This window comes from Sphingobium limneticum, assembly GCF_008710165.1.
GTDB lineage: Bacteria > Pseudomonadota > Alphaproteobacteria > Sphingomonadales > Sphingomonadaceae > Sphingobium > Sphingobium limneticum.
Genome location: NZ_VYQA01000003.1, coordinates 255,826 through 272,427, shown reverse-complemented (window position 1 = coordinate 272,427; position 16,602 = coordinate 255,826). Strand labels below are relative to the sequence as shown.

The following is a 16,602-nucleotide window of genomic DNA, read 5'->3' as shown; positions in this document are numbered from 1 at the left end:
GATGACGATGCTGACCAGTCTCAAGGCCATGTTGTTTCCGACGCCCGCGCAAACGGGCGTAAAGGGAGCGGCGGTGTCGGCCGAGGGCGGTGCAGACTTCGCGCAACTGCTCGGCAGCGTCGGGACGGCACCGGCCACCGCGCTACAGCCGATCGTGCCGGAACATGCCGTCGCAAGCGATGTCGAAATTCCAGATATCGATGTCGAACATGTTGATGAAGGTGCGTGGCATCCGGCCCTTGCCAATGCGGCTCCCGCTTCGATCCCTGTAGTCCCGGCGGCGCAGGCTGAACAACCGCATTCACCTGTCCAACTCGCTGTATCGTCTCCCGAGCCTGAAGCGGCAATCGCCGCCGCTGAAATGCCCGGCTCAGCGCCGATTGCAGTGGTAAACATACCGGCCGACAGCCCACCCGCCCGCGATATCGAGGCATCTGCTGACCGTGTCCCGGCGACTGAAGCCGAAGCGCCGGCCGCCATCATACCCGTCACCGATCCCGAAACGCCCCCTGCTGCCGAAACGGCGACCGCCGTACGTCTGCCCGAGCAGGCGGACGTGAAGCCTGCGGTGCTGGCGCCGGCGGCCCCTCCGGTCATCGTCACGCCGCCGAACGCTCCTGCCGCTGTCGAGCAGGAATCCAAGCCCGTGTCGGTCAAGGCCCATCCTGCCCATTGGCATGATGCTGTGTCGGCGAACATGGTCGCCCCGCAGCGGCCGGCTGAATCTTCGGATACACCAGCGGCAATCGAGGAACCGTCCAGCGACGATGCGACCTCCGTCGCACAGGATGATGGTCAACGCTCGGCAGAGCCGACCATCACGATCATGGCACCACCTGCGCAGCAGACCCCGCCCATCGTTACTCAAGCCGAACAGGTTAAGGTCGAACAGGCTCCGCTAGAAGCTGTTGGCGTCCGCCCTGCCGCTGTTGCCGCATCGACGATGCGACCGGCCGCGCCCGTCCCGGTCGATAGCGCCGGTGTGCCGACAGTGGACGCTCGAGCACCGCATGTCGCTGCGCCCCCGCCGCCCGTCGATGGCGCCGGCGTTCCGACCGTGAACGTTCGGGAAGCTGCGACGCCACCAGCCGCCGCGATCGTATCGAATGACACGTCGCCCCTGCCGTCGGGCAAGGCTACGGCCCCGGCCCCGGCTGATCTACCAGTCGTCACGATTGTTCCGGACGCCACGCGCTCTGCCGACCAGCCCGCGCCGGCAATGCCCATACAGCTTGCCAATCCGGCCCCCAGCCCGGCACCGACCCCGGATGCGGCCTCGGCACCGGCCGTTGTAGTCCCAATCGCCCAAAGCATCCCGACCGCGCAGGCGCTGCCCGCCGAACCGGACGCTGCCGAAGTCTTTGAGCAACCCTCCGACCTTGCTCAGTCAAGCGCCCACATCGCAGCCGCAAAGCCGCGCGCAGAAGCCGTGTCCCTGCTCCAGCTGGTCCGCGATCATATGACCCTGCACGCGCCACGTCGGACTGAAACCATCGCGCCCGCCCGCGACGCGTCCCCCGACGCTGCGCTGCCGATCGTGCCGGCGGCATTGAACGATAGCGCCCCACCACCAGCCGCGCTCGCCCAGCCGACCGCGCAAACCGTCACCACCATCGCGCCTGCCATCCCGACCGTCGATCTCTCCGCCAGCCTTGGCGCGCAAGTCGTCGACATGGGCGTGTCGGGCCAGTGGATCGACGGGCTGGCCCGCGACATCGCCGCTCTCTCGGCCAACGGCGCGCAGGGCCGCTTCCAGATCAACGCGACGGAATTAGGCCCGGTCGAGGTCAATATTCGCCAGGGCGACGATGGCGCCGCCATCAGCCTGACCGTCGCGACCGAGGCGGCCGAGCAGGCGTTGCGGCAGGATGGCGACCGGCTGAAACTGGATGCCAGCCTGTCGGCCGTGCGCATCAGCGAGGTGAAGATCGAACGGGCGCCCCATGTCGCGGAAACCACCCGCGCCGATAGCGCGACCAACCAGAATACAGCGCAACAACAGTCCAGCGGCAGCCACCAGAATCAGGGTCAGGCGGCCGGCCAGAATATGGGCCAGTCCTCCACCCAGTCGCACATGCAGGGCCGCGGGCAACAGCGAGAAAATATCGCCTTCGGGCATAAAGCAGGGAATGACGGAGCCGTTCTTAACCATATGGACGCCGGCGATACCGCAGGCGGAGCCGTGCGCGCGCGTTACGCGTGACCAGCTTTAATCCCAGGGGACGAGACAGATGAGCGACGAGCCAAAGGCCAAGAAGAAAAAAGGCGGGAGCATGAAAATGATCCTGCTGCTGGTCGTGGGCGTCGTCGTGGGTGGGGCAGGCGCGGCGGGCGGCCTCTATGCCGCCGGCTTCTTCAGCCCCAAGGCCGAAGGGCCGAAGGAAGATCCCAACAAACCCGTGCTGGTGCTGGCCGGTGAAGATGCGCAGGCGATCGCGACCGCCCATGGCTGGGCGGGCGAGGGCGGCGGCGGCGGTGGTGAAGGCGGCGGACATGGCGGCGGCGGTGGTGGCGAAAGCCATGCCGTCTCGGCCGGTCACGCGCCGGGCAAGGGCATCGATCTGCCTTCGCCGACCAACCCGACCGCCTATCAGACCACCTATTTCCAGCTGCAGGCGCCCTTCACGTCCAACATGTCGGACACCGATGCCTTCGCCCAGATCAGCGTCGCTGTGTCGACCTATTATGACTATCGCGTCATCGCGGCGGTCAAGCAGCATGAGACGCCGATCCGCAGCCAGGTGCTGATGATGCTGGCCGAACAGCCGCAGGAAGTGCTCGACACGCCTAAGGGCAAACAGATGCTCCAGGGCAAGATCAAGGGCATTATCAACGACATATTGAAGCAGAAGACCGGCTATGGCGGCATCGATAATGTCTATTTCACGAACTTCGTGATCCAGTAGAATAGACTTCTGAAACATCCTGCGGCTGCGATCGGCGCGAGCGCCGGTTGCAGGCCCATTAACCCCAATTTTACCATTTTCGTTATTAATGGGCCTCGCACCAAAGGATCGGGATGGCCCCTGATCCGCTATGGGGCAGGGGACCAAGATGGACGACGTACAAACCTACGCCTTCGGGCGCGGGGATTCTCAGGCGCCGATCATGCTGTCGGGGCTGGACCGGCTGAGCGAGAAGCTCGGCCGGCGCATGCGCACGCTGATCGAGCCGATCGCGGGCGTGCGCCCCCTTGTCGAGGCGCAGGGCACCCGCGTGCTCGATTTCGGTGCCTGGACGGCCGAAGTCCCTGCCTTTTGCAGCCTCTCCATCTATCGCCTGCTGCCCTTGAAGGGGCAAATGCTGCTGCGCATGGACGCGGCGATGATCTCCACGATGGTGGATTGTTTCTACGGCGGCATCGGCAATCGCCCGCTGCCCGCACGCGGCGAATTCACGCCGACCGAAGACCGGCTGATCGCCCGCCTTTCCGATGCTATCGTCACCCGCCTTGTCGAAACCTGGGCCGATATCCTGCCGCTCGAGCAGGGGCTGATCCTGCGTGAGAGCGCGGTCGGCTATGCCGCTGCGGCGCAGCCCGCCGACCAGATGGTGTTGCAGCGTTTCAAGATATCCATCACGCGCGAACAGGAATGGCCGATCGACCTGGTCTTTCCGCTATCGGCCCTGCGCGGCGTCGAAGCGCTGATGGGGAGCAACCTGCCCGCCGACGAAGAACATGCCGATCCCGTCTGGCAGACGCGGATCGCCCGGCGGATGCGTGACATTCGCCTGCCCGCGCGTACCGTATTGGCGCGCCCCAATCTTTCGCTGGCCGAGCTGATGCAGCTCAAGGTCGGTGACGTCATCCCCGTGACCATCGGCCGATCGCTGCCGTTGATCGTCGGAAACCGCATCGTCGCGCATGGCACGATCGGCGAACAGGAAGGCCGCGCCGCCTTCCAGATTGAAAAGCTTGCACAGGAACCCGATCAATGAGCGACATGAGCGAAGCCCCCCGCATGGAGCGTGGCGAAGATCCGCTGAGCCGCATGACCAACAATCGCCAGTTCAAGCTGCTGGCCGATATCCCGGTCCGCATGTCGGTGGAGGTCGGCTCCACCTCGCTGCGCCTCGCCGAAGTCATGGATCTGGCCGAAGGCAGCATCGTCGAACTGGACCGTCAGGCCGACGATCTGCTCGACATCATGGTCAATGGCGCGTTGATCGCCAAGGGCGAAGTCGTCACGGTGAACGGCCGCTATGGCATTCGCATCGTGGATATCGCCGCGACCGAAAACCGCCTCGCCGGTATCGAACGGCGCGGCTGATGCGGAGCATCTGATTTTGCGCCATCGAATTTAAGCTTGCCTTCCGCCGCGAAACTGCGGATCGCAGGCGTGGTTAACCATAGCTGCGGGCAGGCCATTTCATGTTCTGGTATTTCGTCAAACTGCTGATCCTGCTGCCGCTCGTGGGCGGCATGGCCTTTGCCGCGCTGTGGTTGTGGCGCAAATATCAACCCGGCATGATCACGGGGCAGGGCGATCGTTCCTTGAAGCTGCTCGAAGCGCTGCCTATGGGCGCCTTCGGCAAGCTCGCCGTGGTCGAGTTCGAGGGCAAGAAAATCCTGTTGTCCGTCACCCGCAGCCGGATCGAGAAGATCGCGGAAGGCGATCATGCCCGTCTGCGCTGACTCCAATAGCATCGTCATTCCCGCGAAGGCGGGAATCCACTTGCCGAATGGGCGCCCGCGCAAGGCCTATGGGATGCTCGCGGTCTTCGCGATCCTATTTTTGGCTGCCCTCTTCTTCACTGTGCCGGCCTTCGCACAGGCCGCGCCCGCCGCAGCGCCGCCAGCGGATAATGGTGGCGCGCTAAGCCGCGCCATGGGCCAGATTTCGGGCGACGGCCGCTCGCTCTCGCTCAGCCTCCAGATCCTCGTCCTGATGAGCCTGCTGACGGTCCTGCCGTCGCTCGTGCTCATGATGACCAGCTTCACCCGTATCATCATCGTCCTCTCGCTCCTGCGTCAGGCGCTCGGCCTGCAACAGACGCCGCCCAATCAGGTGCTGGTGGGCCTTACCCTGTTCCTGTCCCTGTTCGTGATGCGCCCCGCGATCGACGCGATTAACGCCCAGGCCTTCGATCCCTATGGCAAGGGGCAGATCAGCATCGAGGAAGCGGTCGGTCGGTCGGGCAAGGTGCTGCACGGCTTCATGGCCAAGCAGACGCGCGAAAGCGACCTCAAGCTGTTCCAGAATCTCGCCAAAGCGCCGGCGTTCAACACGCCGGACGACATTCCCTTCACGATCCTGCTGCCCGCCTTCGTCACCAGCGAATTGAAGACGGCGTTCCAGATCGGCTTCATGATCTTCCTCCCCTTCCTCATCATCGACCTCGTCGTCGCGTCGACGCTGATGGCGCTCGGCATGATGATGCTCTCGCCGACCATCATATCCATGCCGTTCAAGCTGTTGCTGTTCGTGCTGGTCGATGGCTGGGCGCTGACCATGGGGTCGCTGGCGGGGTCGTTCGCGACATGATTCAACCTCTCTGCCCACATCCGTTCAGTTCGAGCATGTCGAGAACCAGCCACCAGGCTTCGTTCTCGACAAGCTCGAACCGAACGGAGAAAAGTAACCGATAATATGGAAAACGCCGATTTCTTCATGGGATTGGCCCAGCAGGCGCTGTGGATCACGGCGCTTGCCGCCGCGCCCGTGCTGATTCCGGCACTGATCGCGGGCGTCATCATCGGCATGGTGCAGGCCGCAACGTCGATCAACGAGCAGACGCTCAGCTTCATTCCCAAGATCATTGTCGTGGGCGGCATGCTGGCGCTGTTCGGCGGGTCGATCATGGTGCTGATCGCCGACTTCACCCGCGAAATTTTCGAGCGTATCCCGGACCTGCTGCAATGATCGCGCCCGGTTTCACGGGCGTGGAAACGCAGCTGTGGATCTGGCTTATCGCGATGATCCGTCCGGGCGCCGCCTTCATCGCCGCCCCGGTCTTCGGCGCGCCGGCCGTGCCGCTGCAACTGCGCCTGATCCTCAGCCTCGCCCTTGGCCTGGCCGCGCTCAACAGCGTCACCATCACGCTGCCGCACGATGGCGTCGCCAGCTTCGAAGGCGTGATGATGGTCGCGGGCGAAGTGCTGGCCGGCCTCGCCCTCGGCTTCGCCGTCCAGATCGGCTATGCCGCCGCCTTTGTCGCGGGCGAAACCATCGGCAACGCCATGGGCCTCAACTTCGCGGCGATGATCGACCCCTCTTCGGGCCAGTCGACCCAGGTTCTGGGCACCTTCCTCTCGGTCCTTGCCACCTTCCTGCTGCTCGGCATGGACGGCCATCTGCTGCTCGCCAGCTTCGTGGTGCAAAGCTATCAAGCGCTTCCGCCCGGTGCCGGCCTATTGTCCAACGACACGGTCTGGCGGCTGGTCACCTTCGGCGGATCGCTGCTGGGCGCTGGCGTCACCGTGGCGCTGCCCGTCGGCTTCGCGCTGGTGCTGGTTCAGATCATCATGGGCATGCTGGCGCGCGCCGCGCCCTCGCTCAACCTGTTCGCGGTCGGCATGCCGGTGGCGATGATGGCCGGCATCATCCTGCTGGCCATCGCCGCGCCGATCATGGCGGAAGGCATCACCGTCTCGCTCAAGGCTGGCCTGGAAGAGGCCCAGTCGATCGCGGAAGGACGCTAGGGCCATGGCGGACAGTCCCGGCGGCGGCGAAAAGACCGAAAAACCGACCCAGAAGAAACTGAGCGACGCCGCCAAGAAGGGCGACATCCTTCAGTCGCGTGAACTGGGCACCGCATTGGTCGTGATGGCCGGCATCGCCTGGCTGGCGATCACCGGCCCTTCGCTGATCGATGCGCTGTCGGACATGCTGGCCGATGCGCTGCGCTTCCGCAGGGAGGATATCGTCGACTTCTCGCCCGCCGCGCGCGGTGCGGCGCTGCTCGGCGCCATCGCCCTCCCGGCCGCAGGCGTGATGCTGGCCACCTTCATCGCCGCGATCGCGGCGCCGGCCCTGCTCGGATCGCTCGGCTTCCGCCCCGGCGCCTTCGCGCCCAAGGCGTCGCGGATGAACCCGGCCAGCGGCATCAAGAAGATTTTCGGAACGCAGGGCCTGATCGAACTGCTCAAATCCATCGCCAAGGTCGGCCTGCTCGGCAGCATCGGCGTCTGGCTGATCTGGGACCGGCTGACGGAAATCACCGCGCTCGGCAAGATGGGCGTTGCGCCCGCCATGGCGGACCTTGGCAACATCTTCATCCTGACCTGTCTCGTCATGGCGGGGGGCCTTTTCCTGATCGCGGGCATCGACGTGCCGGCGCAGATCATGCAGCGGGCCAAGCGGCTGGGCATGAGCAAGCAGGAAGTGAAGGACGAGCATAAGGAGAGCGAAGGCTCGCCCGAACTTAAAGGCCAGATTCGTCGCCGCCAGTTTGAGGTATTGAGCGGTTCCACCCGTCAGGCCGTGGCCGAAGCCAGCGTCATCATCACCAATCCCACGCATTTCGCCGTAGCGCTACGCTATCGACCAGGTGTGGACGCCGCCCCGGTCGTTGTCGCGCGCGGTTGCGACGCCATCGCCGCGTCGATCCGCGAACTGGCGGACCAGAATAGCGTGCCTGTCCTGCAATATCCCGATCTGGCCCGCGCCGTCTATTTCACCTCGCGCGCCGGAGAGATCGTCAATGAAGGCCTCTTCATGGCGGTGGCGACCGTGCTGGCCTTCGTATTTCGCGTGGAAAACAAGATGGCGACGGAAATGGACCGCCCCTTCATCACCGTCCCCGAAGATATGCGCTTCGACGCGAACGGGCAGAAGCAATAAGGGCTATCGTCCGGGCGATCCGCGCGAAAGTGCGACACCGAGTTGGACAGGTGTTTTGCCATGTTCGGATCGAAGAAGGGCGTTGCTTTCCATTGGCCCCGTCCAATGGCGAAGGCATGTTGAACACGGGCGCGCAGCTGTCTCTTTCGCTGTCTCAAGCCACATCGAAAAAAAATTGCGCCATCCATTAAAGTTTAACTGTGGCTGGTCGTAATAGCTGTTGTGGGGATGCATTCTGGTGGTGCGTCATGAACGACTATGTAACTAGGGCCGAACTGCCGCCAGTGGACCGGGCGGTTTCGCGTGCGCCTTCGCCTGTCCAGACGGTCCAGTCTGTGGCAGCCAGTCGTTCCGCCCAGGCTTCCGTTCGCGATACGGCGCAACAGGCTGTGGCAGCGCAGAAGGATCAGGTCGTCGTGGACGATGATCTGGCCAGCGTCGCCGAATATGTGGAGGTTCACGCCCGCATCGCCGATATCCTGGCCGATCTTCAGTCGGGGTCCGGCAGCGTGGACGATGCGGCCGGCGCGATCCAGGCGATGATCCCGCGCCCGATGGTGCTGGTCCCGCTACCGCCCGCCAGCAAGGAGGCGGTCGAACATGCTGCGGTGCTGGCCAAGCGCATCGTGGAGCGGGCATCCTACTCCCATGCCGCCCATGCCCATGTTTCGCGCGGCACGGTCGAACAGGTGGCGACCTCGGCCATCTGATATCCATCGCCATCGGGCGTTCGGGAAAGGCATGATCCGCCGGTGCGGATCGTGCCTTTCCGCGTTTTGGCGTTGTCGCCCGGCAATATGCCATCCCGAAAATCTTTCCTAAAGGTCTTGGCGCTACCGCCGTTCTATCCCCTTGAAAGGAAAACGGCATGACCGCGGTAGGCAGCAGCATTTTGACGGCACTCAATGCCGGATCGGGGATCGACACCTCGGCGCTGGTTTCCAGCCTGGTGAGCGCGACCCGCGAGCCCAAGCAGGCTGCGATCACCGGTCGTCAGTCGCTCAACAGCTCGCGCATTTCCGCCCTCGCTTCCGCGACCAGCTCGCTTAACACCTTTGCCAACGCCCTGACCGAAGTCCTGTCCGGCGCCGCCTATACCGGCGCGGCATCGTCCAACGACGCCAGCATCGCGTCGGTCACGCTGCTCAGCGGTGGCAGCCCCAGCGGCCTGCCCGCTCAGCTGACCGTCGAACAGCTTGCCAGCGCGCGCGTTTACTCCTCCGCCGCGACCAGTGGCGCGACCGGCAGCACGGTGATCGGCACCGGCAGCTTCACCCTGACCAACGCGGCGGGCGAAGCCACCACCATCACGCTGGATTCCACGAACAATACGTTCGCCGGTCTGGCATCGGCCATCAACGCCGCCAATACCGGCGTCACCGCCCGCGTCGTCACCGACACGCAGGGCACCCGCCTGGTATTCAAGGGCGAAACCGGTGCGGCCAATGATTTCACGATCAGCGCCAATGCCGACGATAGCGGCAGCATCCTGGGCGGCATGAGCTTCACCAGCACGTCGAACGCGCAAAATGCCAAGATCACGCTCGACGGCGTTGCCTATGAATATGCCAGCAACACGGTCGACGATGCGATCCCCTATCTGCGGATCGACCTGAACAAGGCATCGCCGGGTACGAACGTGACCCTGTCGATGAGCCAGCCGACGGCCGGCCTGTCGGACCTGCTGAAGGAATTTGTCAGCGCATATAATACGCTGATGGGCGCGCTGAACACGGCGACGGCGACCGGCGCGGATTCGTCCAGCGCGGGTGTCCTGAACGGTGTGTCGGGTGTGCGCGACATGAAGCGGCAGCTGTCCGCCATTACCTCGACCCAATTGGCGTCGACCGGCACCTACAAGACGCTGGCCGACATCGGCGTGTCGACCAATCGCGACGGTACGCTCAAGCTGGATACGGTCCGCCTGGCGGCCGTGATGGAGGCCGATCCGGAAGCCATCACCAACATGGTCAATCCCAAGGTTGCGACTGACGGCAATCCGGGCCTGTCCAAGCTGATGTCGACGGTCCGCGACAATATCGAGAAGGAAGATGGTCCTCTCAAGACGGCGCAGAAGCAATATGACACGCTGGCCAAGGAATTTACCAAGCAGCTCGAAGACCTAGACGAAAAGATGGCCAATTATGAGGACCATCTGACCAAGGTCTACGCAGCGATGGAGACGCGGCTGTCCGCGCTCAAGGCGACACAAAGCTACCTCGAACAGCAGATCGAGGTTTGGAACAATAGCGGCAGCAATTAATCGGGGACGCAACAGACGATGTTTTACAATCAGGGTTATGCAGGCGCCAGCGCAGCACGCCGTTACGCAGCGGTCCATTCGGGCAGCCGTACCGAAGGCGCGACGCCGCACGCATTGGTCAAGATCCTGTTCGATGAGCTGCTGCTCGCGCTTGAAGCGGCGGCGCTGGCCGAACGCAATGGCGACCGGGTGAAGGTGTCGGACAAGCAGGCGCGCGCCATGTCGATCCTCTTTGCGCTCGAATCCAGCCTGGACTTCGACAAGGGCGGCGACATTTCGGTCGGCTTGGCTCAAATCTACCGCGAAGCGCGCCGGCTGTTGCTGGTCGGTGCCCAGGAACGTTCGGCCGAGCCGGTCGAGCAGGCCCGCGACATCGTCGCCGAAATTGCCGAAGCCTGGACCCAGATCGGCCGCTGATTCACGGCGCGAGCGCCCGTCCGGGCGGGGTTGCGCCCCCAACATGCCGCTTGTATAGGCGGTGCTCGCGAAGGGCGGCCCGGCGGGGGCCGCCTTTTTGCGTTCTACCTAATGCGCACAGGACGCGCAGCATCACCCAGAAAGGGAAGGCCCATGTCGATTACGCCGCTCATGCCCGTTTACCCCCGGTGCGATGTTCGTCCGGTGCGAGGCGAGGGCTGCTATCTGATCGGGGAGCGCGGTGAGCGCTATCTCGACTTCGCCAGCGGCATCGCGGTCAATCTGCTTGGCCATGGTCATCCCCGGCTGGTGCAGACCATCGCCGATCAGGCCGCGACGCTGATGCACATCTCCAATCTCTACGGCTCGCCGTTGGGGGAGCAGTTCGCGCAGAAGCTGGTCGATAACAGCTTTGCCGACACCGTCTTCTTCACCAATTCGGGTGCGGAAGCGGTCGAGTGCGCGATCAAGACGGCACGTCGCTATCATTTCGCCAATGGCGAGGCGCATCGGCACAAGATCATCAGCTTCGACAACGCCTTCCACGGCCGCACGCTGGGGACCATTTCGGCCACCAGCCAGCCCAAGATGCGCGATGGTTTCGAACCGCTGCTGCCCGGCTTCCAGGTGGTGCCCTTCAACGATCTCGACGCGGCGCTGGCGGCGATCGACGACAACACCGCCGGCTTCCTGCTGGAACCGGTGCAGGGCGAAGGCGGCGTGACCCCGGCGACCCAGGCATTCCTCAAGGGCCTGCGCCAGGCCTGCGACGAACATGGCCTGCTGCTGATCCTGGACGAAGTGCAGTGCGGCTATGCCCGGACCGGCACCTTCTTCGCCCATGAACAATATGGCATCACGCCGGACGTCATGGCCGTGGCCAAGGGCATCGGCGCGGGCTTCCCGCTCGGCGCCTGCCTCGCCACCGAGGAAGCGGCCAAGGGCATGGTGTTCGGCACCCATGGGTCGACCTATGGCGGCAACCCGCTCGCCATGGCGGTCGGCATCACCGTGCTGGAAGAAGTGCTGGCCGACGGTTTCCTGGACAAGGTGACGGCCATGGGCGCACGCCTGCGTTCGGCGCTGGAGCAGCTCATCCCCAATCATGACGACATGTTCGAGGATGTGCGTGGCATGGGTCTGATGCTGGGCGTCAAGATGAAGGAAGCCTATGATGCGCGAACCTTCGTTGCCCATCTGCGCGACCATCATGGCCTGCTGGCCGTGTCGGCCGGCCAGAATGTGCTGCGCATCCTGCCGCCCCTCGTCATCGAGGAAAGCCACATCGCCGAATGTATCGAGAAGATTTCCGCCGGCGCGCGGACCTTCGCGAACGCCAAGGCGGCTTAAAACCAACCTCCGTTCGCCCTGAGCTTGTCGAAGGGCCGTTCTCTTCAAACGAAGAAGCGGGCTTCGACAGGCTCAGCCCGAACGGCTGTGGGGGTAATGATATGACCAAGCATTTCCTGAATCTCGCCGATGCAGGCGGCGACGCCATCGCTGCGATGATCGCCGACGCCATCGACCGGAAGGCCGCACGGCAAGGCAAGCCCAAGGGCTGGGTGGACGCCGACGCGCCGCTGGCCGGCCATACACTGGCGATGATCTTCGAAAAGAACAGCACGCGTACCCGCGTCAGCTTCGACATGGCGATCCGCCAACTGGGCGGCACGTCGCTGATCCTGGAAGGGGCGACCAGCCAGATCGGTCGCGGCGAAACCATCGCGGATACGGCCCGCGTGCTCAGCCGCATGTGCGACGCGATCATGATCCGCACCGACGATCATGCCAAGATCGAGGAAATGGCCGAATATGCCAGCGTCCCGGTCGTCAACGGCCTGACCGACCTGTCGCACCCGTGCCAGATCGTTGCCGATCTGCTGACCGTGGTGGAACATGGCGTGGCGCTGCCCGGCAGCCAGTGGGCATGGCTGGGCGATGGCAATAATGTCCTCCATTCGATCGTCGAGGCGGCCGGGCTGCTCAAGTTCGACGTGCGCATGGGCATTCCCGAAGGCTATGATCCCGACCCCTCCTTCGCCGACGCGGCGCGGGCGGCTGGATCGACCATCACGCTCACCCGCGATGCGACCGAGGCGGTGCGCGGCGCCGATGTCGTCGTTACCGACACCTGGATTTCCATGGGGCAGGCCCATGCCGAAGCCAAGCTGGCGGCGATGATGCCCTATCAGGTGACGCCGGAATTGATGGCAGGCGCCAAGGCCGACGCCAAGTTCCTGCACTGCCTGCCCGCCCATCGCGGCGAGGAAGTGACAGAAGCGGTGATCGACGGCCCGCAGTCGCTGATCTGGGATGAAGCGGAAAATCGCATCCATGCCCAGAAGTCGGTTCTGCTCTGGGCGCTTGGAAAGCTGTAAGCGGACCTTATATTCGGGCGAAATTTCCCGTTCGCCCTCGAAATCGTCGGGGCCTGTCCTGCGCTGAACAGCGAAGGGCGGGCCTTCGCGGCTTTCGGGGCGGGGGGATCGGAAGGAAATAGCGTGACCAGTCCCCATCTCGACCAGGCCCTTGGCTTCACCATCCCTTCGCGTCATGCGCGCGGCCGCCTCGTGCGATTGGGTCCGGTGCTCGACCAGGTGCTTGCCGCCCATGCCTATCCGCCCGCGATCGAGCGGTTGCTTGCCTCTGCGCTGGTGCTGGCGGCCTTGCTCGGCAGCACGCTCAAGCAGGCCAATGGTCAGCTGACGTTGCAGGCGCAGACCGAAAATGGCGTCGTCAGCCTGCTGGTGGCCGATTACAAGGATGGCGACCTGCGCGGTTATGTGAAGTTCGACGCGGATCGCCTGGCGGAGCAGGGGGCAGATCCCACGCTGTTCGGCCTGTTCGGCAAGGGCTATCTGGCCATCACCTTCGACCAGTCCGTCAGTGGCGAGCGCTATCAGGGCATCGTCCCGCTGGAGGGCCAGTCGTTGGCGCAGGCCGCCGAGCATTATTTCTTCCAGTCCGAACAGATCCCCAGCATCATCCAGATCGACACGCGGCATGATGCCGGCGCCGGCTGCATCGCGGCCGGCTTGCTGCTCCAGCATCTGCCGGAGGGAGAGGTGGGACGCGAACGCCTGCATGTGCGCCACGATCATCCGGAATGGGAGCATGTCCAGGCGCTGGCCCAGACGCTCAAGGGAGAGGAGCTGACCGACGACGCGCTCCCGCTGACGGACATATTGTGGCGCCTGTTCCATGAGGAAGAGGAAGTGCGCGTGTCGGAAGCGGCGCCGCTGGCGAAGGGTTGCCGCTGCGACCTTGGCCATATTCGCGACGTGATCGGTCGTTTCCCGGCCAGCGAGCGGGCTGAGATGGCGGATGAAAAGGGCATTATCGGCGTGGATTGCGCCTTCTGCTCGCGCCTCTTCCCGCTCGCGCTGGACAGTTTCGTCGCCCATTGAAAATAATCGTTTCGCTACCGATATTCGCAATTGGGGCAGCCGCCGCCGCCTACGTTATGAAAATGCCGCAATTGGACGGCATGGGGTCAGGCGAGCGATTGTTGCTCCGGACGGCAGTGAAGTCGGTAACGGGATCGGGCGATATCATGATGAGGGCGGGATGGTACGCGCTCGGCGCGCTGGCGATGGCCATGGCGGCGGCGACCGCATCGGCGGCCGGGGCCGGCGCTATACCGGCAGCCGTGCCAGCGCCCCAGGCGTTGCAAGGGCTGGAAACCGGCGAGTGGGAATTGCGCGACCGGGGTGAAGGCGCGCAGACGCGTAAATTGTGCGTCAGCGACCTGCGCCAATTGCTTCAGGTCCAGCATGGCCGGACATTGTGCCGCAGCTTCACGATCAGCGACAGCGATCATGCCGTCACCGTAACCTATGATTGCGCGGCGGCTGGCAATGGCCGCACCGATTTGCGCGTCGAAACGACCCGGCTGGTGCAGATCCGCTCGCAGGGCGTGGCCGATGGCGCGCCCTTCGCCTTCGCGGCCGAAGGCCGGCGGATCGGCGCCTGTTCATGACCTGCGCCACCAGCCGCCTCATACTTGCACTGCGGCGCAACGAGGCGTAGCGCGGGGCCTATGGTTGCCAATGAAGGAAAATTCGCCGTCGTCCTGCTCTCTGGCGGGCTCGACTCCATGGTCGCGGGCGGACTCGCGCGTGAAGCCGGCTATCGCATCTTCGCGCTGTCGATCGATTATAATCAACGTCATCGCGTCGAATTGCGCGCCGCTGCGCGCATCGCCGAATCGCTCAATGCCATCCGCCATATCGTCCTGCCGCTGGATCTGACCGCCTTTGGCGGATCGGCGCTGACCGCTGACATCGCCGTGCCCAAGAGCGGCGTGGGGGAAGAGATTCCCGTCACCTATGTGCCGGCGCGCAACACGATCTTTCTGTCGCTGACGCTGGGCCTGGCCGAAGTGGCTGGCGCGAGCGACATCTTCATCGGCGTCAACGCGCTCGACTATTCGGGCTATCCCGATTGCCGCCCGGAGTTCATCGACGCGTTCCAGACGATGGCGACGCTGGCGACCAAGGCGGGGGTGGAGGGCCATCCGATCCGCATCCAGACGCCGCTGCAATATATGAGCAAGGCGGATATCGCCCGCGAAGCCGATCGACTGGGGCTGGACGCGGGCCTCAGCTGGTCCTGCTACGACCCCACGCCCGACAACAAGCATTGCGGCCTGTGCGACAGCTGCCGCCTGCGGTCGAAGGGCTATGAGGAAGCGGGCCTGCCCGATCCCACCATATACGCCGCGCGGCCCTGAAAGGCGGACGGCGATGACATATGCGGTCAAGGAAATGTTCCTCACCCTGCAAGGGGAAGGGGTTCAGGCGGGCCGGCGCGCGGTATTCTTGCGCTTTGCCGGCTGCAATCTGTGGAGTGGGCGCGAACAGGATCGGCGCGACGCCGTCTGCAAATTCTGCGACACCGATTTCGTGGGCACCGATGGGCTTGGCGGCGGCAAGTTCGCCGATGCCGATGCGCTGGCGGATGCGGCGCTGGCTTTCTGGGGTGAGGGCGTTGCCGGGCACTATATCGTCCTGACCGGCGGAGAGCCGATGCTGCAAGTCGATGATGCGTTGGTCGATGCGCTCCATGCCCGCGGCTTCACGATCGCGATCGAGAGCAATGGCACCATCGCCGCGCACCCCGGCATCGACTGGATCTGTATCAGTCCCAAGGCGGGCAGCGATGTGGTGCAGCGATCCGGCAATGAATTGAAGCTGGTCTGGCCGCAGCCCGATGGCGGCCATAGCTTGGCCGATGTCGCGGTGATGGAGGGATGGGCGTTCGACCATCATCTGCTTCAGCCGCTGGACGATCCCCATGCGGCCGACAATGCCCGCGCCGCCATCGCTGTAGTCATGGACCGGCCGCAATGGCGGCTGACGGTGCAGGCCCATAAATATCTGGGCCTGCGCTAATATCGTCAGTTGATCAGGGCTTTACGCCGGTCTTGTCGTTCCAGGCCTGATGACAGACCGGCAACAGCACGCCCTTCTTCCAGCATTTGGGATCGAAGGACGGCAGGGCGACGGCATAGTCATAGCCCGGCGTGCCATAAAATTGCTCGCCGGCCGCGACGAGCGACTTCTTGATGGAGGCCAGGCCCGTGCGGCCGACTTCGTTGAGCGCGCCGCGATCGGCGAAGATGGCCTGCCGGCCCACTTCCGCCGTCGCCTGGCAAAAGCCCTTCTGCGCCTGCACGGTGGAATAGCCGGAATAGATGCGGGTATTATACATGTCCGACGCCGACTGGCCCGGCTTGCCCTTGCCCACGGTGCGCTGGAAATAGCCCAGCAGAGCGGCCTGCGCCGTGTCCAGCTCCGCGTCGTGATGCGCGATCATGGCATTGTAATTGCTGGTCGACAGCAGGGTCGGTTCGAACTGGCATTGCAGCGCGGCGACGTTCAGCGCAGCGCGCAGATTCCAGGCCAGGCCAGCCTTGATCTCCGTCGGCGTGGCGCCGGGCAGGCCAAGTGCGGTGGCAGCGGCGGCATCGGTCAGCGGCGGGGCGCTCATGTCGGGCGGGGACCAGAAGAATTGAGCCGAAGCCGGCTGCGCCATCATCGGCGCGATCGCCAGGGTCAGACCGGCGAGCGCGCGGCGCAACGGGAAACGCGAAATCATGAATTCTTGCCTCTCTGGAAGGACGCCAACACCGGCGCC

Annotated in this window: 19 protein-coding genes; 18 read left to right on the top strand and 1 reads right to left on the bottom strand. The window is 64.3% G+C overall.

Going from position 1 to position 16,602, the window contains the following annotated elements; genetic code table 11:
• Positions 1 to 7: 7 nt before the first annotated feature.
• The 18 genes from F4U95_RS05985 to queE all read left to right on the top strand — a co-directional run bounded on the left by F4U95_RS05985 (position 8) and on the right by queE (position 15,857).
• The gene (locus F4U95_RS05985) at positions 8 to 2,203 is read left to right on the top strand and encodes a flagellar hook-length control protein FliK (RefSeq protein ID WP_246171504.1); all 2,196 of its coding nucleotides are present in this window, start codon (positions 8 to 10) and stop codon (positions 2,201 to 2,203) included.
• A 28-nt stretch (positions 2,204 to 2,231) separates the two neighbouring features.
• Complete coding sequence (locus tag F4U95_RS05980; RefSeq protein ID WP_150424955.1) at positions 2,232 to 2,906, top strand: flagellar basal body-associated FliL family protein; 675 nt, start codon at positions 2,232 to 2,234, stop codon at positions 2,904 to 2,906.
• 148 nt (positions 2,907 to 3,054) lie between these two features.
• Complete coding sequence (locus tag F4U95_RS05975; RefSeq protein WP_150424954.1) at positions 3,055 to 3,939, top strand: flagellar motor switch protein FliM; 885 nt, start codon at positions 3,055 to 3,057, stop codon at positions 3,937 to 3,939.
• Positions 3,936 to 4,271 (top strand): flagellar motor switch protein FliN, encoded by a 336-nt coding sequence (gene fliN, locus F4U95_RS05970; protein WP_056691458.1) that lies wholly within the window; start codon positions 3,936 to 3,938, stop codon positions 4,269 to 4,271. Before F4U95_RS05975 ends, fliN begins: the two co-directional genes overlap by 4 nt.
• 101 nt (positions 4,272 to 4,372) lie before the next feature.
• Positions 4,373 to 4,636, top strand: a complete 264-nt coding sequence (locus F4U95_RS05965) for a FliO/MopB family protein (protein WP_120251863.1) — start codon at positions 4,373 to 4,375, stop codon at positions 4,634 to 4,636.
• Positions 4,637 to 4,709: 73 nt separating this feature from the next.
• Positions 4,710 to 5,486 carry a flagellar type III secretion system pore protein FliP gene (gene fliP / locus F4U95_RS05960; RefSeq protein WP_150425043.1) on the top strand — a complete coding sequence of 259 codons (777 nt, stop codon included), beginning with the start codon at positions 4,710 to 4,712 and terminating at the stop codon, positions 5,484 to 5,486.
• 105 nt (positions 5,487 to 5,591) lie between these two features.
• Positions 5,592 to 5,864: a flagellar biosynthesis protein FliQ gene (fliQ, locus tag F4U95_RS05955; protein WP_056691450.1), complete on the top strand. Its 273-nt coding sequence runs from the start codon at positions 5,592 to 5,594 to the stop codon at positions 5,862 to 5,864.
• Positions 5,861 to 6,643 carry a flagellar biosynthetic protein FliR gene (gene fliR / locus F4U95_RS05950; protein ID WP_120251864.1) on the top strand — a complete coding sequence of 261 codons (783 nt, stop codon included), beginning with the start codon at positions 5,861 to 5,863 and terminating at the stop codon, positions 6,641 to 6,643. The genes fliQ and fliR overlap by 4 nt, the downstream gene beginning before the upstream one ends.
• A gap of 4 nt (positions 6,644 to 6,647) precedes the next feature.
• Positions 6,648 to 7,784 carry a flagellar type III secretion system protein FlhB gene (gene flhB / locus F4U95_RS05945; RefSeq protein ID WP_120251865.1) on the top strand — a complete coding sequence of 379 codons (1,137 nt, stop codon included), beginning with the start codon at positions 6,648 to 6,650 and terminating at the stop codon, positions 7,782 to 7,784.
• A gap of 248 nt (positions 7,785 to 8,032) precedes the next feature.
• On the top strand, positions 8,033 to 8,494 hold the full coding sequence (locus F4U95_RS05940; protein ID WP_150424953.1) for a hypothetical protein: 462 nt from the start codon (positions 8,033 to 8,035) through the stop codon (positions 8,492 to 8,494).
• Positions 8,495 to 8,652: 158 nt separating this feature from the next.
• On the top strand, positions 8,653 to 10,047 hold the full coding sequence (fliD, locus tag F4U95_RS05935) for a flagellar filament capping protein FliD (protein WP_120251867.1): 1,395 nt from the start codon (positions 8,653 to 8,655) through the stop codon (positions 10,045 to 10,047).
• Positions 10,048 to 10,065: 18 nt separating this feature from the next.
• Complete coding sequence (locus tag F4U95_RS05930; RefSeq protein ID WP_150424952.1) at positions 10,066 to 10,464, top strand: flagellar export chaperone FliS; 399 nt, start codon at positions 10,066 to 10,068, stop codon at positions 10,462 to 10,464.
• Positions 10,465 to 10,617: 153 nt separating this feature from the next.
• The gene (locus tag F4U95_RS05925) at positions 10,618 to 11,814 is read left to right on the top strand and encodes an aspartate aminotransferase family protein (protein ID WP_150424951.1); all 1,197 of its coding nucleotides are present in this window, start codon (positions 10,618 to 10,620) and stop codon (positions 11,812 to 11,814) included.
• Between the two features lie 101 nt (positions 11,815 to 11,915).
• Positions 11,916 to 12,842, top strand: coding sequence for an ornithine carbamoyltransferase (argF, locus tag F4U95_RS05920; protein ID WP_150424950.1), 927 nt, complete (start codon positions 11,916 to 11,918; stop codon positions 12,840 to 12,842).
• A gap of 123 nt (positions 12,843 to 12,965) precedes the next feature.
• Entirely contained in the window at positions 12,966 to 13,871 is a 906-nt protein-coding gene (hslO, locus tag F4U95_RS05915) for an Hsp33 family molecular chaperone HslO (protein WP_150424949.1), read from the top strand.
• Between the two features lie 146 nt (positions 13,872 to 14,017).
• Positions 14,018 to 14,443 carry a DUF3617 domain-containing protein gene (locus tag F4U95_RS05910; protein WP_425505038.1) on the top strand — a complete coding sequence of 142 codons (426 nt, stop codon included), beginning with the start codon at positions 14,018 to 14,020 and terminating at the stop codon, positions 14,441 to 14,443.
• Positions 14,444 to 14,503: 60 nt separating this feature from the next.
• Positions 14,504 to 15,196, top strand: coding sequence for a 7-cyano-7-deazaguanine synthase QueC (gene queC / locus F4U95_RS05905; RefSeq protein WP_120251872.1), 693 nt, complete (start codon positions 14,504 to 14,506; stop codon positions 15,194 to 15,196).
• A 13-nt stretch (positions 15,197 to 15,209) separates the two neighbouring features.
• Positions 15,210 to 15,857, top strand: coding sequence for a 7-carboxy-7-deazaguanine synthase (gene queE, locus F4U95_RS05900; protein WP_150424948.1), 648 nt, complete (start codon positions 15,210 to 15,212; stop codon positions 15,855 to 15,857).
• Between the two features lie 13 nt (positions 15,858 to 15,870).
• Here the strand turns inward: queE and F4U95_RS05895 are convergent, their stop codons facing one another.
• The gene (locus tag F4U95_RS05895; RefSeq protein WP_150424947.1) at positions 15,871 to 16,563 is read right to left on the bottom strand and encodes a hypothetical protein; all 693 of its coding nucleotides are present in this window, start codon (positions 16,561 to 16,563) and stop codon (positions 15,871 to 15,873) included.
• Positions 16,564 to 16,602 lie beyond the last annotated feature (39 nt).